The 16861-nt window shown below is 30.3% G+C and carries 18 protein-coding genes; 15 read left to right on the top strand and 3 right to left on the bottom strand.

What is annotated here, in order from left to right:
- The first annotated feature begins 5 nt into the window (after positions 1 to 5).
- The 8 genes from ACH5TX_RS16555 to ACH5TX_RS16520 all read left to right on the top strand — a co-directional run bounded on the left by ACH5TX_RS16555 (position 6) and on the right by ACH5TX_RS16520 (position 6355).
- Positions 6 to 923 carry a hypothetical protein gene (locus ACH5TX_RS16555; protein WP_439340603.1) on the top strand — a complete coding sequence of 306 codons (918 nt, stop codon included), beginning with the start codon at positions 6 to 8 and terminating at the stop codon, positions 921 to 923.
- 59 nt (positions 924 to 982) lie between these two features.
- Positions 983 to 1729, top strand: a complete 747-nt coding sequence (locus tag ACH5TX_RS16550) for an amidohydrolase family protein (protein ID WP_439340602.1) — start codon at positions 983 to 985, stop codon at positions 1727 to 1729.
- A gap of 50 nt (positions 1730 to 1779) precedes the next feature.
- Positions 1780 to 2316 carry a DinB family protein gene (locus ACH5TX_RS16545; protein ID WP_439340601.1) on the top strand — a complete coding sequence of 179 codons (537 nt, stop codon included), beginning with the start codon at positions 1780 to 1782 and terminating at the stop codon, positions 2314 to 2316.
- A 76-nt stretch (positions 2317 to 2392) separates the two neighbouring features.
- Positions 2393 to 3355: a hypothetical protein gene (locus tag ACH5TX_RS16540; protein ID WP_439340600.1), complete on the top strand. Its 963-nt coding sequence runs from the start codon at positions 2393 to 2395 to the stop codon at positions 3353 to 3355.
- A gap of 164 nt (positions 3356 to 3519) precedes the next feature.
- A complete protein-coding gene (locus ACH5TX_RS16535) occupies positions 3520 to 4005 on the top strand; it encodes a YybH family protein (protein WP_439340599.1) in 486 nt (161 codons plus the stop codon).
- Positions 4006 to 4067: 62 nt separating this feature from the next.
- Positions 4068 to 4940, top strand: a complete 873-nt coding sequence (locus tag ACH5TX_RS16530) for an RNA polymerase sigma factor (protein WP_439340598.1) — start codon at positions 4068 to 4070, stop codon at positions 4938 to 4940.
- Positions 4941 to 5095: 155 nt separating this feature from the next.
- The gene (locus tag ACH5TX_RS16525) at positions 5096 to 5746 is read left to right on the top strand and encodes an NAD(P)H-binding protein (protein ID WP_439340597.1); all 651 of its coding nucleotides are present in this window, start codon (positions 5096 to 5098) and stop codon (positions 5744 to 5746) included.
- 51 nt (positions 5747 to 5797) lie between these two features.
- Positions 5798 to 6355 carry an NADPH-dependent FMN reductase gene (locus tag ACH5TX_RS16520; protein ID WP_439340596.1) on the top strand — a complete coding sequence of 186 codons (558 nt, stop codon included), beginning with the start codon at positions 5798 to 5800 and terminating at the stop codon, positions 6353 to 6355.
- A gap of 70 nt (positions 6356 to 6425) precedes the next feature.
- On the opposite strand, the gene ACH5TX_RS16515 is transcribed toward ACH5TX_RS16520, so the two are convergent.
- On the bottom strand, positions 6426 to 6899 hold the full coding sequence (locus ACH5TX_RS16515) for an Lrp/AsnC family transcriptional regulator (RefSeq protein ID WP_439340595.1): 474 nt from the start codon (positions 6897 to 6899) through the stop codon (positions 6426 to 6428).
- A gap of 183 nt (positions 6900 to 7082) precedes the next feature.
- Here ACH5TX_RS16515 and hisC point away from each other — a divergent pair, with 183 nt between their 5' ends.
- The 7 genes from hisC to ACH5TX_RS16480 all read left to right on the top strand — a co-directional run bounded on the left by hisC (position 7083) and on the right by ACH5TX_RS16480 (position 14896).
- Positions 7083 to 8207, top strand: coding sequence for a histidinol-phosphate transaminase (hisC, locus tag ACH5TX_RS16510; RefSeq protein ID WP_439340594.1), 1125 nt, complete (start codon positions 7083 to 7085; stop codon positions 8205 to 8207).
- A gap of 42 nt (positions 8208 to 8249) precedes the next feature.
- Entirely contained in the window at positions 8250 to 9413 is a 1164-nt protein-coding gene (locus ACH5TX_RS16505) for a homogentisate 1,2-dioxygenase (RefSeq protein WP_439340593.1), read from the top strand.
- An 11-nt stretch (positions 9414 to 9424) separates the two neighbouring features.
- On the top strand, positions 9425 to 10591 hold the full coding sequence (hppD, locus tag ACH5TX_RS16500) for a 4-hydroxyphenylpyruvate dioxygenase (RefSeq protein WP_439340592.1): 1167 nt from the start codon (positions 9425 to 9427) through the stop codon (positions 10589 to 10591).
- A gap of 3 nt (positions 10592 to 10594) precedes the next feature.
- The gene (locus tag ACH5TX_RS16495; protein WP_439340591.1) at positions 10595 to 12346 is read left to right on the top strand and encodes an aromatic amino acid hydroxylase; all 1752 of its coding nucleotides are present in this window, start codon (positions 10595 to 10597) and stop codon (positions 12344 to 12346) included.
- A gap of 15 nt (positions 12347 to 12361) precedes the next feature.
- Complete coding sequence (gene fahA, locus ACH5TX_RS16490) at positions 12362 to 13597, top strand: fumarylacetoacetase (protein ID WP_439340590.1); 1236 nt, start codon at positions 12362 to 12364, stop codon at positions 13595 to 13597.
- Entirely contained in the window at positions 13597 to 14490 is an 894-nt protein-coding gene (locus tag ACH5TX_RS16485; protein WP_439340589.1) for a flavin reductase family protein, read from the top strand. Before fahA ends, ACH5TX_RS16485 begins: the two co-directional genes overlap by 1 nt.
- A gap of 70 nt (positions 14491 to 14560) precedes the next feature.
- Positions 14561 to 14896: an avidin-fold protein gene (locus tag ACH5TX_RS16480; RefSeq protein ID WP_439340588.1), complete on the top strand. Its 336-nt coding sequence runs from the start codon at positions 14561 to 14563 to the stop codon at positions 14894 to 14896.
- A 155-nt stretch (positions 14897 to 15051) separates the two neighbouring features.
- Here ACH5TX_RS16480 and ACH5TX_RS16475 read toward each other — a convergent pair whose 3' ends face one another.
- A complete protein-coding gene (locus tag ACH5TX_RS16475) occupies positions 15052 to 15537 on the bottom strand; it encodes a glycosyltransferase (RefSeq protein ID WP_439340587.1) in 486 nt (161 codons plus the stop codon).
- Between the two features lie 25 nt (positions 15538 to 15562).
- The gene (locus tag ACH5TX_RS16470) at positions 15563 to 16747 is read right to left on the bottom strand and encodes a response regulator (protein ID WP_439340586.1); all 1185 of its coding nucleotides are present in this window, start codon (positions 16745 to 16747) and stop codon (positions 15563 to 15565) included.
- Between the last annotated feature and the right edge of the window lie 114 nt (positions 16748 to 16861).

Below are 16861 nucleotides of genomic sequence, written 5' to 3'. Positions count from 1 at the left end.
TAACCATGAAAAAAACATATCACACTACATTTTTAGCAATATTTTTATTTATCTCTTTTTTTTCTCAGGCTCAAAAAAGTAGCATTTTTAATGGTATTAAATTTGATGAATCATTATTAACTACACAAAAAAAACTAAACGCCATATCTGATAACATAAAAGTAATCAAAACAGTAACACCTAGTTTTCCTTTATCTAAAAATAAAGAAGAACACTTAATTGCCACAATGGTTAAGGTTGAAAATGGAACTATATATAAAGTTGTTTTTACTTTTTCTGATGATAAGTTAAGTTATATCCAAGCTAAAGGCAATGTAGTTAAAGGACTTACTTCAAACATAAAAAGTGAATTCAAAACCTATTTAGACTATCAAATATATAAGTCGGATTTATTATTTATAAACGCTAAAAAAGATCTAGCTTGGTTACTAACTCCTGAATCTGCACATCCTAATTTATTTACATGGAATAATCCCTATTTAAACTGCTATAAAGGGCAAGAGATTAAATATAATCCATCTGTAAAAACTCCAAGTTTTATTAAAATGGGTAAAAACATGGACCATTTAATGCCTCTATTGAAAAGTAATAGTCAATTTATTGAAGTCAAAAAAATAAAAGAAACAGATTCTATTACTAAAACTCAGATTAACTGTTTTGGTATTGAATATGCTGGTTTCCCTAGAAAATTTGAGGCTCGATTTGAAAACAGCAAACTAAATATGGTTTGGATTTTAACTGGAAAAGGAGAGGAAACCCGAATACGTAAAAAATTAACTGAAGAATACGGAAAAGCTCTATTCGTTAATGATAACTGGGAAGTTTTTAACAATTGGACAGTACTGCTAAGAAAAGATAAACCTGAGGTTCTGTTATTAACAAAAGAGCTTGCATTAATGTATAAAAAGCAATATTCTAAATAAAGTAAAAGAAGCTCTATTCAAATAAAAAAAACACATTTCTAAATTTTAGTTTATAAAGAATGAAATTATTTGACGCTCATTTCCACATCATCAATCCAAAGTTTCCTTTAGTAGAAAACAATGCTTATTTGCCTCCTAATTTTACTACTAAAAATTACCAACAACAAGTCAAGGATTTTGGAATAGTTGGTGGAGCTATCGTTTCTGGCTCATTTCAAAAATTTGATCAAGGATATTTAATAGATGCTCTAAAAACATTTGGAGATAATTATTTCGGAGTAGCAAATATTCCAATAGAAATGAAACACAAAGAATTAGACCGATTAAATAAATCAAACATACGTGCTGTTAGATTCAATCTAAAAAGAGGAGGTTCTGAAAGTTTAGAAAATTTGGTTGAATTATCTAACAAATTATATGATAAATATAACTGGCATACAGAACTTTATGTTGATAGCAAAAATTTAAAAGAACTAAAAACCATACTTAAACAAATCCCTAAATTTTCAATTGACCATTTAGGCCTTTCAAAAATAGGGGTTGACGGTTTATATTATTGGGCAGAAAAAGGTGTAAAAATAAAAGCTACGGGTTTCGGACGGTTAGATTTTAATCCAATAAACGTCATGAAAAAAATTAATTCAATCAATCCAAACTCATTAATGTTTGGTACCGATTTACCATCAACACGAGCAAAAACACCTTTTACAGTTGAACATTTAAAAATGATAAATGATAATTTTTCGGAAAATGATCTAAAAAGAATTTTATATAAAAATGCCATTGATTGGTATGTAAAAAACTAATATAAACAGGGTTTTGGAATAATAACTAATTAAATTAAAACGTAAAAAAAATGAATTTAATTCCTCTTCCTTACAAGGATATTGGAGCATATCCTACATCACTAACTCAAGTTAATATTATTAAAAGATTTATTGACGGACTTGGTTATAGGTATTATTGGGCAACTGAATCTTTAACAAAATCAGATCTTAATTATAGAATAAATATTGGATCGAGATCATTACTTGAAACCTTAGAACATATTTTAGATATTTCAGGCTTCATTTTACGTGTTTCTCAACAAAAATACAATACCACTCTAGTTGATAAAGAAAAACTAGAATTTAATCAGATTAGAAGTCGAACTTTAAATGAGCTAAAGGAAGCAAGTCTTTTAATTTCTCAAATGACTGAAGAAGAAATTAAATCACTGGAAATTTTAATCCAACAAGAAGACGCTAAGTTATCTTTACCATTATGGCATGTAATGAATGGTCCAATTTCAGATGCTTTATATCATGTTGGACAAGTAGTATCATTCCGAAGAGCTTCGGGAAACCCCATCAATCCAAATACAGATACTTTTACGGGGAATAATAAAGAATAACTTAAATATTTAACAATAAGAAACCAAATACATTTAAGACCAATAAAACTAACAAACATTTAAAACAAATAACAAAATGAAAATCATGAATTATAAGTTTTCTATACTAATTATTACACTCTTTATAACTAAAATTATAATTGCTCAGAGCATTGAATTAGATAAAGGTTCTGGTTTTTTTAAAATCAATGGAAGTGGTATCCATAAAAATGATTCAATTACCATTTATTATCATAAACCAGTAAAATTTTCTCGAAGTTCCAAAATTTTGATTGTTGTTCCTGGAGCTGGTAGAAATGGTGATAGTTATAGAGATTCTTGGATTGAAGCATCTGAAAAATATAATGTATTAATTATATCACCATCATTTCCTGAAAAGGATTATAATTATGGAGATTATCATCTTGGAGGAGTAGTTAAAGACTTAGATTTATCAAAAGGAGTTTCCTTTAAAAAGGGTACAAATCAAATTCACATTGATGAAGATCTTATAAAATTCAATGTAAACCTAAATAAAGAAAATTGGATTTTTAATGATTTCGATAGAGTTTTTAAACTAGTAAAAAAGGCTACAAAATCTAATCAAAGAAAATATGACATGTTCGGCCATTCTGCTGGCGGACAAATACTACATCGATTTGTATTGTTATATCCAAATTCAAGAGCAAATAGAATACTTGCATCAAATGCAGGAACCTATACACTTCCAGATTATAACACAAACTTCCCATTTGGAATAAAAAACTTAGGAATTAACAAAAGAGATCTAAAAAAATCTTTTAAAAAGAAATTAATACTGTTTCTTGGAGAGTTAGACAATGATTCTGAAACAAGAGGTCGTATGTTAAGATCTAAAACAGCAGATAAACAAGGAACGAATCGACTTAATAGAGGTGAAAAATTTCACAACCTTAGTGAGGAATTGTCGGAGAATTCAGGAATCAAATCTATTTGGAAACTTGAAATCATACCAAATGTAGGCCATAATCAAAAAAAGATATCACAAGCTGCGTCACACTATTTATACGAACAAAAATAAAATAAACGTCAGGCGAACTACAAAGTATAAACAATTATAATTCGGCACTTTACTCAAATGCTTATCCTAAAAATATTTTATAATAAAAAACACATTTACTGTAACAGTCATTATTGAGCCGTGTCTAAATTATAAAGCAAGTATATATTAATAAAACAAACTTTATGATTTACAAAACACAATCAAAATTATTAATGGTCATATTATTTTTCATGACCACAATTACCATTAACGCTCAAACAAAAAACACAAAAAAAATGACTGAAGAACAACAAAATGTATTAAACACCATTACAAAAATGACAAAAGCTTTTCAAAACAAAGATATTGATGGTGTTATGGCTTGTTATGAACCCAACGCAGTAGTAGTATTTGAACCTGAGTCTCCAATATCTGACACAACTATTTTGCAAAACATGTTTACAGGAATGTCTAAGGCAAATCCTGTTTTCACATATAGCGGACACGAAGTGTTCATTACTGGAAATATTGCTACACATATTGCTCCTTGGAAAATGACTGCAAAAGCACCAGACGGAACAGACATTAAACAAAATGGATTATCGGTTGCTGTTTTAAGAAAACAAGAAAACGGACAATGGTTAATGCTTTTAGATAACCCACACGGGCAATTTTTAATGAATAAATAATTTCATTCTAACAACAATTTGTCTTTCTTAGTAAAGGCAAATTGTTAGATAAAAAAAACGAAATGGATAAAGAACTATTTGACATTAAGACTTCAGATTCAATTTTAATAGAACAATCGCTTTCTGGGAATAAAAACGCATTAGAAAACCTAATTAAAAAACATCAAGATTGGATTTATAATATTGCCTTAACTTTTGTAGGCGACAAAGATGAAGCAGCAGATTTAACTCAGGAGGTTTTAATAAAAATTGTAACAAAGTTAGATTCATTCAAACAAAAAAGTACTTTTAAAACATGGGTATATCGTATTGTAAAAAACCATTTTTTGAATATGAAACGTGGTAAATACGAAACTAACTCCCCAACATTTGAACAATTTGGGCAAGGATTAGACCAATTACCAAACGAAAATCTTTCTATTTATTCTTATGAAGTTGAAGATAAACTCTTAGTAAAGGAAGCAAAAATTAGTTGTATGAAAGGTATGTTGCTATGCCTAGACCGAGAACAACGCATGATTTATATTATTGGTGAATTGTTCGAGTTTACAGACGCTATAGGCAGTGAAATCATGGAGATTTCAAAAGAAAACTTTAGAGTAAAACTACATAGAGCAAAAAAGCAATTATATAATTTTATGGATAACAAATGTGGTCTTGTTAATAAAAGCAACCCTTGCCGTTGTGCAAGAAAAACAGCAGGGTTCATAAAAATGGGATTTGTAGATCCTGTAAACTTACATTTTCAAAAAAATACAATTGCCTATATCAATAAAGTAATTGATAAAAAAGTGGAAACTTATAGCAACCTAGTAACATCTGAATATCAAAAAATATTTCAAGAGCATCCTTTTTTACAAAGTCCTGATAAATTAGAATCTATTAAAAATTTATTATCCTCTAAAACGATAAAGGACACCTTTAATTTCAGCTAAAAAACTCCGAAACCAAAAAAGCTCTAAAAGAATAAAGATTCATATAAATTTCAATGTATTTCTAAAATACGCAAAATTCACAATTTTGCGTATTGTCAATTAATAGGGAAATTGTAAATTTCACTCAGTATTAAACTAAAAAACTAAGAAACACTATGAAAGTTATTATCGCAGGAAGCACAGGAATGATTGGTAAATTGATACTAGAAAAATGCTTGCAATCAAACCAAATTAGCGAAATAACAACATTGGTTCGCAAACCATCTCCTGAAAACAAAAATGATAAAATAAAGGAAATTATTGTATCCAATTTTGAAGATTTTTCAGGGTCGCCTACTGTTTTTCAAGATATAGATATAGCGTTTTTCTGTATAGGTGCTTATACAGGTCAAGTAGCTGATGACTTATTCAAAAAAATCACAGTCAATTATGCTGTTTCTTTTTCCGAAGCATTAAAAAATGAAAGCCCAAATGCGACGCTTTGTTTTTTAAGTGGAGCTGGCGCAGATAGGACCGAAAAAAGCAGAACTGCTTTTGCTCGGTATAAAGGAATGGCAGAAAATAGAATTGCAAAAACGGGTTTAACATTTCATTCATTTCGTCCTGGATATATTTATCCTGTGACACCAAGAAAAGAACCAAATATGATGTATAAAATATTCAGAATATTGTACCCAATCCTTAAATTACTCGGAAAAAATGCGAGCATAAAATCTACTGAATTAGCGCAAGCAATGTTCCTTGTTGGGCTTCATGGAGCAGATAAAGAAATTTTAGAAAACAAAGATATTTTCAATCAACTATAGCTTTATAAAACCGTAACTTTCAAGCTCAAAAATTGATCGAATAAAAATTTAATGACTAAAAAGAAAAACATCATTGGAATTTGCGGTAGCGCCAGTCAAAATTCTGGAAACCTAGCTATTCTGAAAGAATTAGCTGAATTGGGAAAAGCCGATTTTAATATTGAAATATTAGATAATTTAACCGAATTGCCTCATTTTAAAACTGAACTTACAGATAAAAATGTACCCGAAAAAATTATTGAATTTCGGAATAAAATTGCAAATGCAGACGGAATTATCATTTGTACGCCTGAATACGTTTTCAGTATTCCAAGTGGTTTAAAAAATATGATTGAATGGTGTGTATCTACAACTGTTTTCTCTGATAAACCAACGGGGCTAATAACAGCTTCAGCGAGTGGAGAAAAAGGACACCAAGAATTGAAGCTAATTATGGAAACTATTCAAACAAATTTTACGGATGAAACCACACTACTTATTCAAGGAATAAAAGGAAAAGTTAATAAAGAAGGTAACATCTCTGATAAAAAAACGGGACATGAATTAAAAAAATTCATGCACGCATTTAAAGACTTAACAATTCTATCTCATAGAGAAACAATATCATAAGACAATACTTCTTATTTCTAACCTATTAAAACGGTTAGAAATGAAATATCATGTAATATTAATCCCAATCCTAAAGAGAACTTAAATCTAATTTAGTAGTACACTTTCCCTTTTTAATAGCTATATAACTATGCACATTACCAAGTTCAGATATTAACGAAAGCTTTGTTTGTACAAATATTTCGTACGCATCAATATCGGCAAGTACAATTTTTAATAAAAAATCAAAATTTCCAGATACCTGATAACATTCTGTAACCTCCTCAAAACTATTAACTTGTTTTAAAAAATTCTGTAAGTAACTACGTGTGTGACCTTTCAATTTAACGCCAATAAAGATCGTTTGCTTTAAACCAATTTTTCGTTCATTTAATAAAGCAACATACTTATCAATAAAGCCTTCCTTTTCTAACTTCTTAATTCTTTCAAAAACTGGTGTTGGAGAAAGGTTTAATTGTTCAGCCAATTTTTTAGTTGTAATTCTACAATCGTTTTGTAAAATCTCTAATATTTTCAAATCTATTTTGTCTAATCGCGTCTTCATTCAGAATAATATTTTGTTTAACAAATATGACATTTATCATAAAAGAATAAAAATACATAAAAACTACGATAAACAGACAAATAAACCAAATACCAAATAAAAAATAGTTAAAAATAACACCCAGTATTGATTGTATATAAATTTGTTAGGAATCAAAATTAATTTTTACACATAATTTCACAAATGGAAACTATTTCAAAAAGCATAAAATCTCTTTTCAAACCTCATTTAACAGTTAAAGATGGATATAAAGGAGGCAAAGGAATTTCTACTAAAAAAGACAATCAAAAAACATATAAATTATCTTCAAACGAAAACCCAATTGGAGCTTCTCCTCTTGCCTTAGAAGCTGTTAAAAATGGTTTAACCGATTTACACTTATATCCAGACACTACAGATATTCGTTTAAGAGAAGCGCTCGTAAAATCGTATAACAACCAATTAGATGTAGATCAATTTATTTGCGCATCAAGCGGGTCAGAACTTATAGATTTAATCATTAGAGCTTTTATTAATGAAGGAGATGAAGTTATTGTTTCTACGCCTTGTTTTGTGCCTTATAAAATGTTTTCAAGCTGGTCTGGAGCAACAGTTGTTGATGTGCCACTAAATGAAGAAAACTATGCACTAGACGTTAATAATATTATTAATGCGGTTACTAGCAAAACTAAAATCATATTTTTAACAAGCCCTAACAACCCAACTGGATCCCATATTTCAAAAGATGAATTTGAATCTTTAATGCAACAATTACCAACTGATGTTTTGGTTGTATTTGATGAAGTATATTGGCATTTTGCTGATGCAGAAGACTATGTAAGAGCCTTACCTTATATTACAAAGTACCCAAACTTAATAGCCATTAACAGCTTTTCAAAAACCTATGGTTTAGCTTCGTTAAGAGTAGGATATTCGTATATGAATATTGAAGTTGCAGCATATTTAAGACAAATTTGCAAGCCTTTTTTAATTACAAAATTGTCATTAGAAGGTGCTATTGCTTCATTAACGGATGCTTCATTTATTAAACAAACAGTAGATACAATTCAAACGGAAAAAATCTATTTAGAAGCAGAATTTAATAAACTCGGAATCAAATATTATCCCACGCAAGCTAATTTTTATTTAATAACTCCTCCTATTTCAAGTAATGAGTTTGTTACTTTTTTAGCAGAAGAAGGCATTGCAGTTCGCCCTGTAGATAATTTTGGAGCTATTGGAAAAGTAAGAATTTCAATTGGAATTAGAGAAGCTAATGAAGCATTAGTTAAAGCTTTAGAAAAGCTAAAAGTAGTTACGCTTAACTAATAAGCTCACATACATATAAATACTAACTAAATTAATATACTTATGGCACGTTATCATACTTTAGGGAAGATTCCAAAAAAACGTCATACTGCTTTTGAGAATAGTGATGGCGGATTGTATCAAGAAGAACTTTTTGGTACTGCTGGTTTTTCGGGTATTTCTTCTTTGTTATACCATATCCATCCGCCAACGGTCGTTTCAGAAATTAAAAACTTAGGCTCTGTTGCTCCATCCGTAGCTATTGAAAAAAATATGACAGCGCTTAGTTTTAAAGGATTTTCTATAAAACCAGAGCAGGATTATTTAGAAAGCAGAAAAACACTATTTGTAAACAACGATTTACATATAGGATTGGCTGCGCCTAAAGTATTTTCAAAAGCATATTTCTATAAAAATGCTGATGCCGACGAAATGTTATTTATACATAAAGGTTCAGGAAAATTAAAAACGTGCTACGGTATAATTAATTTTAAATATGGTGATTATGTTATAATTCCTAAAGGCGTTATTTATCAAATTGATTTTGACACTGAGGATAATAGAATTCTATATGTAGAGTCTTTTGAACCTATTGTTACCCCAAAAAGATACCGAAATAATTTTGGACAATTATTAGAACATTCACCCTTTTGTGAACGCGATTTTAAATTACCTACAAACCTAGAAACTTTTAATGAAAAAGGCGCCTTTAAAATTAAGGTTAAAAAGCAAGGAGATATGTGGGAGTACACATATAACAACCACCCTTTTGACGTTGTTGGTTGGGATGGATTTCATTATCCGTTTGCCTTTTCTATTCACGATTTCGAACCAATTACAGGTAGAATTCATATGCCACCTCCAATTCATCAAACATGGGAATCTGCGGGATTTGTAGTCTGTAGCTTTGTACCAAGATTATACGATTATCATCCAAAATCAATTCCGGCTCCTTACCATCATTCTAATATCGATTCAGATGAATTATTGTATTACGTTGATGGCGATTTTATGAGTAGAAACAACATTGAATTAGGACAACTTACACTACATCCAGGTGGTGTACCACACGGGCCACATCCTGGAGCTATAGAAAGAAGTATTGGTAAAAAAGAAACACAGGAATTAGCAGTAATGATAGACCCGTTTAAACCATTATCAATTACAGAAGAAGCATTAAAACTTAAAGTAGAAGATTATTATAAATCTTGGAATACAAATCACTAAAAACACAAAACATGTCAACAGAAATAAAAAATTTAAAAGATTTACAAAATACAGAATATTCATTAAAAAAATTATTTAGTGATGCCGAAGATTTTCTTCCACTGTTAGGAACCGATTATGTTGAACTATATGTTGGAAATGCAAAGCAATCTGCACATTTTTATAAAACAGCTTTTGGTTTTCAATCGGAGGCTTACGCTGGATTAGAAACAGGTATGACAGACCGTGTTTCGTATGTATTAAAGCAAGATAAAATACGATTGGTTTTAACAACTTCGTTACAAGAAGATGGCCCAATTAATGAGCATATTAACAAACACGGAGATGGTGTAAAAATAGTAGCTCTTTGGGTTGAAGACGCTACAAAATCTTGGGAAGAAACAACAAAAAGAGGTGCAAAATCTTTTATGGAACCAACACGAGAAGACGATGGAGATAATGGCTATGTTATACGTTCTGGTATACATACATACGGTGATACTGTTCATGTTTTTGTAGAAAGAAAAAACTATACCGGTATATTTTTACCTAACTATAAAAAATGGGAATCTCATTATAATCCTAGTCCTGTAGGGTTAAAATTTATAGATCACATGGTAGGTAATGTAGGTTGGGATGAAATGAATAAATGGTGTGAATTTTATGCAAAAGTTATGGGGTTTGCTCAAATAATTTCATTTGACGACAATGATATATCTACAGAATATACGGCGTTAATGAGTAAAGTAATGTCTAATGGAAACGGACGTATTAAATTTCCAATTAATGAACCTGCAGAAGGAAGAAAAAAATCTCAAATTGAAGAATACATCGACTTTTACAATGGTCCTGGTGTACAACATATTGCAGTAGCAACTAATGATATTGTAGCAACAGTTGCAGAAATGAAAAACAGAGGTGTCGAATTTTTATACGTTCCTGAAAACTATTATGACGATTTAATAGAGCGTGTTGGTGAAATTGATGAAGATGTTGAAGTTCTAAAAAAACATGGTATTTTAATTGATAGAGATGACGAAGGTTATTTATTGCAATTATTTACAAAACCAGTAGTTGATAGACCAACCATGTTTTTTGAAATAATTCAACGAAAAGGTGCACAATCATTTGGAAAAGGTAATTTTAAAGCTTTATTTGAAGCAATAGAAAGAGAACAAGAAAACAGAGGTACATTATAATTAATGAGCAAAAAATCTGAAGATAAATTAGAATTAAATAGTGTAACAAAAAGGTTACCTAAACATTTACGTAAGTTTATTGTTAAACAACCTTACAAAGACTATACGGCACAAAATCATGCTGTATGGAGGTATGTAATGCGATTAAATATTGATTATTTAAAAAACGCAGCGCATAGTTACTATTTAGAAGGATTAGAAAAAACAGGCATCTCAACAGATTACATTCCTAAAATGGAAGGTATGAATCGAATATTAAAAGAAATTGGTTGGGCTGCCGTTTCCGTTGATGGATTTATTCCGCCTAATGCCTTTATGGAATTTCAAGCCTATAATGTTTTGGTTATAGCGTCAGATATTAGAACCATAGAACATATTGAATACACACCAGCACCAGATATTATTCATGAAGCCGCAGGACATGCACCCATAATAGCAAACTCTGAATATGCCGAATATTTAAGACGTTTTGGTGAAATTGGTAGTAAAGCCATTTCTTCTGAAAAAGATTATGAAATGTATGAAGCTGTTAGGCATTTATCCATTATAAAAGAAGATCCTACAACTCCCACCGAAGCCGTTGAAAAAGCGACTAAAGTAGTTAACGATCTTCAAAATAATATTGGAGAACTATCTGAAATGGCTCAAATTAGAAACCTACATTGGTGGACGGTAGAATATGGTTTAATTGGCGAATTAGAAAACCCAAAAATTTATGGAGCAGGATTATTATCTTCTATAGGAGAAAGTAAAACATGCTTAAATGAAAGCGTAAAAAAAATACCGTATTCCATAGAAGCGGCTACTATTAATTTTGATATTACAAAACCCCAACCACAACTATTTGTAACACCTAATTTTGCACATTTAAGTTATGTACTTGAAAAGTTTGCAAATACCATGGCTTTAAGAAAAGGTGGTTTAGAAGGTGTTAATAAATTAATTGAATCTAAAAATATTGGAACTGTAGAATTGAGTACTGGAATTCAAATTTCAGGAAAATTTTCTAAGGTAATTGGTCATCAAAATAAACCTATTTACATTCAAACCATTGGCGAAACGGCATTAGCTTCAAGAGATAAAGAATTAATTGGCCATGGAATAAACACACATTCTGAAGGTTTTGGAAGCCCTATTGGAAAACTGGAAGGCATCAATTTAGCAATAGAAGACATGTCGCCTAAAGATTTGAAAGTTTATGGTATCTATGAAGGTCTTACAACCGAATTAGTTTTTGAAGGCGGTATTAAAGTTGTTGGACAAATAATAACAGGCAAAAGAGATTTACAAGGCAAAATTTTATTAATTTCTTTCGAAAATTGCACTGTAACTTATAATGATACTATTTTATTTAAACCAGAATGGGGTATTTACGATATGGCTGTTGGAAAGGAAGTAATTTCTGCTTTTTCTGGTCCAGCATCAACCGAATCGTTTAAAGATATTTTTAAAGTTCCAAAAGAAAAAACACATAAAATCGCTTATTCTGAAGCAGATAAAACTTTGTATTCGTACTATTCTGAAATTAGAAACATTAGAGAATCAAATGCATTAGATTTAATAGCAATTGAAAAAATATTCAATGAAATATCTAATAAATATCCTAACGAATGGCTGTTAGTACTTGAAATTTACGAATTAGTTTATTCTTTAAAAAATGATTTTTCTAATACGGTTTTAAACAAACTTGAAGCGTTAAAAGCAACTAAAAAATATAAAAAACTAATAGAAGATGGCATTCATTTACTGTCTTGAAAAAAAATAATTAAAATGAAAACTTGGTTAAATATTCCGAAAAATTCGGATTTTAGTATTTATAACATTCCTTTTGGAATATTTTCAATTTCAACACAACAAAAAAGAATTGGTGTTGCAATAGGCGAATATATTTTAGACTTACATGAAGCTTGTAAACTGGGTGTTTTTAAAAATTTAAACTTAGACGACACTGTTTTTATTGCAAATTATTTAAACGATTTTATTTCATTAGGAAAAACAATAACATCAAAAGTTAGAACCAGTATTCAGAATGAATTATGCGATGAAAATTCGGTTTTAAAAACATCAAAAGAGGTGTTTATACTTCAAAATGAAGCCGACATGCATTTACCTGTTTTAATTGGAGATTACACCGATTTTTACTCAAGTATAGAACACGCAACCAATGTTGGCATGATGTTTAGAGATCCTGAAAATGCCTTATTACCTAACTGGAAACATATTCCTGTTGGTTATCATGGGCGTGCTTCTTCCATTGTTGTAAGCGGAAAAAATATTCACAGACCAAAAGGACAGGTTTTAAAGCCAAATGAAACAGCTCCTGTTTTTCAAGCTTCAGCAAGAGTAGATTTTGAATTAGAAATGGGCTATGTTATAGGGAAAAACACCAATTTAGGTGATACACTTTCAACAGATAAAGCCGAAGAATATATTTTTGGAAAAGTATTGTTTAACGATTGGTCTGCAAGAGATATTCAAAAATGGGAATATGTGCCTTTAGGCCCGTTTTTAGCTAAAAACTTTGGATCATCCATGTCGCCTTGGGTAGTAACTATGGAAGCCTTAGAACCATTTAGAGTAAATGGTCCTGAGCAAGCACCAAAAGTATTACCGCATTTAGAATTTGATGGATTAAAAAATTATGATGTAAATTTAGAAGTGCTAATAAAACCAGAAAATGGTGAAGAAACCGTTGTTAGCAAATCTAATTTTAAATATATGTATTGGAATATGTCTCAACAATTAGCACATCATACAAGTAATGGTTGTAATTTAAATGTTGGCGATTTAATGGCTTCTGGTACTATAAGTGGCAAAAGTCCCGATTCGTATGGCTCTATGTTAGAATTGTCTTGGGCTGGAAAAAAACCAATCAAATTAAATAATGGTGAAGAACGTAAATTTATTGAAGATTTTGACACCGTAATTATGAAAGGTTATTGTGAAAAAGATGATATAAGAATAGGTTTTGGAGAAGTAAAATCTCAAATATTACCAGCAAAATAATGAAAAATAGCATTTCAATAGATCCAAATACAATTCCTATAAAGCAATTACACAGCATTTTGTTAACGGCTGTAGCGCCTAGACCTATAGCTTTGGCTAGTACTGTAAATAAAGATGGTGTTGTAAATTTGAGTCCGTTTAGTTTTTTTAATGTGTTTAGTGCAAATCCGCCTGTTTTAATTTTTTCTCCTGCACGCAGAGTAAGAGATAATACAACAAAACATACTTTAGAAAACGTTGAAGTCACAAAAGAAGTCGTTATTAATATTGTAAACTTCCCTATTGTAGAGCAAGTTTCATTATCAAGTACAGAATATGAGGAAGGCGTAAATGAGTTTATAAAATCTGGCTTAACAGAAGTCCCTTCAGAAAAAATTAAACCACCTAGAGTACAAGAATCACCTATTTCTTTTGAATGTGTTGTTGATAATATTATTCATTTAGGAAATGAAGGTGGCGCAGGTAATTTGGTTATTTGTAAGGTGGTTCAAATTCATATAAATAAGGATTGTCTGGATGCTGATGAAAATATTGACACCAAAAAATTAGACTTAGTAGCACGATTAGGCGCTAATTGGTATACAAGAATTACTGAAGAATCGTTATTTGAAATACCTAAACCAATTTTCACAAAAGGCATTGGCGTTGATAAGCTCCCTAAACACATTTTTTCAACTAGTATTTTATCAGGAAATAATATTGGCAGACTGGGAAACTGTAAAAATATTCCAACAACTCAAGAAATAGAAGACATTAAAAAATTACCAGAAGTGGTTGTAATGCTTTCTATTGAAGATGAACAAGAAAAATTAGAAACGTTACATAAAATGGTTAAGTCTCATTTAGAAAATGATGATTTAGAATTAGCTATAAAAATAGTATACTGCTTATAATTACTATATTTTTAGATAAAAATTAAATAGCTGTAACTAAATTAGTAACTCCATTCAAGTTAGAAATAAAATGAATTACAACAATAAAACATTTAGACCCGTTGAGAATTCTGAAAATGGAGAAACAACTGAAGAAACCATTTTTAAATATAAGCAAAACGGAAATATTCTAACCTCTGAATATAGTGGCGGACACATTGTTAGTGGACATTTAATAGGTTTGGTAGATGACGATGGCGCTATTAACATGCGCTATCATCAAGTAAATACAAAAGGTGAACTGATGACTGGTATTTGTCATTCAAAACCTGAGATAATGGCAAATGGAAAAATTAGACTTTATGAGGAATGGACATGGACTTCGGGCAATAAATCTAATGGAAAATCTATTTTAGAGGAAATCTAAATGACTCTAAAAAACACGGGGTCTTTTTGCGTTAGCGATAGCAGTAATAGCTTTTGGCGAGCGGGAGCTTCGAGCCAAAACTACAAACGGATAGCGCGACCTTTATACTGAACAGATTTCAGGATAAAGGTAACGCCCTAAAAAAATGTTTGCTATTAACTTATCTTTTTAATTCCTTCACTAACTCCTATATGTTTCTGATTTAAATAATCTACAACTGATACTATATTTTTAAAAAGAGTTCTTTGCTTTTTATTATTCTTTACTTGCCGTAAGTTATAGTGCTTTATTAAATCGGTAGACTTTTCAAATGTTCTTAAAAACTCCAATAAATACCGCATAGTTTTACCTGCTTCAAAATTTATAAAACCAATATAGTTTAAGTCTTTTTGATTAAAAAGATACCTAACTCCTGCTTTTATTGCGGCTTCATGTCCTTTGTTTTGTTTAATATCTATAATGGTATAAACATGTTCTGATGCATCATTTAATTGTTGTAATTTTTCTAAAGTTTTATCTGTACTTGCATTGTTTACTAAGCATAAATGTGTAGCGTTTTTTAAATCTAACAATCCTTTATGCAGCTTATTATCTATAGAAAAAGCATTGTTGTGAAATATTATTATAATTCCAATTTTCATGAATCACTTTTTTAATATTAAAGTACTAAACCACTTCTAATTTAACCTCTACACTTTTTTTTATAGCATGCTTTTTACTTCTATAAACCCAAGCTATTTGTGCTAACTGTCCCATAATTTTTATTGAATCTTTCATTGATAATTTAGATCCATCGGCATGTATCCATCTTTTTAATGGTTGCTCGCATAACATTGCCTTTGCTTTTTTAAGTCCAAAGTGTAGTGTCATTCTTTTAAAAATTTCGACATCAAATATCCATTGCGTTACAAATTTTTGATTAAAAGCAATACCTATAACATCTTTATGAAAAATTTTAGCACCACATTGTGTGTCTTTAAAATTCATTTTTAAAATCTTTCTGATAATAAAATTGATGGTTAAACTAATTATTTGTCTTGCAGATTCTTTAGCAATGTTTGCTCCCATTCTTGTGATACGTGAGCCACTTACAATTTTAAAATTAGAGTGCTCAATGGTTTTTACTAAGTCATCAAAATCTGCTAAATCTGTAGATAAATCGGCATCTAAAAACCCTATATAATCTAAATCTGTTTTTTTAGCCATATGAAGCATACCTAAACGAACAGCTTCAGCCTTTCCTCCATTTTTTTCGCAATTGTAAACTGTAATAAAATCTTCTCTTCCTTTTCGTAAGTCATTTAAAACTTCAAGAGTTTTATCTTTACTACCATCATTTACAAAACACAAGTGGTACCCAGAGTTTTGATCTATATAATCTGTAAATTCTTTGCTTAATAAACGCTCTTCTTCATTATAACATGGAATAACAACCCCAACACAACGTTCTTGTATCATAACATTGCTTATAGTAGCTACTGTCTTTATTTCAGGCGCACCAATTAATCGTTTTACACGTGCACAGATTTCGTTTAAGCTAAGCGGTTTCTTCATATAATCGTTAATACCTAGTTCAAAACCTTTAGTAATCGTTTCGTCTTTGGTATCACCAGACAATACCATGATTGCTGTTTTAGATTTTTCAGTCTCTCTAATTTGCTTCACAATATCTAAGCCTTTAATTCCAGGCATATTAATATCTACAATAACTAAGTCTGGATTAAATGATTCGTATAACTCCAAACCTTTAGCGGCATCTGTTTCTATTTTAACTTCGTAACCTAATTCTACTAATCGCTTTTGTAAAGGCAACAATACTAATTGTTGGTCGTCTATAGCTAATACTCTCATAATTAAAGTTTTTTACAATTATTATACTCCAAAAGTAGTTGACAAGCCTTCGTTAAAATTGATATTTAGTTAAACACCAAGCTTTGTGTAGACGAATGGTAATTTTGTGTAGAC

The organism is Thalassobellus citreus (assembly GCF_044385915.1).
GTDB lineage: Bacteria > Bacteroidota > Bacteroidia > Flavobacteriales > Flavobacteriaceae > Thalassobellus > Thalassobellus citreus.
The sequence above is the reverse complement of the archived record's forward strand: the minus strand, read 5'-3'. Positions and strand labels throughout refer to the sequence as shown.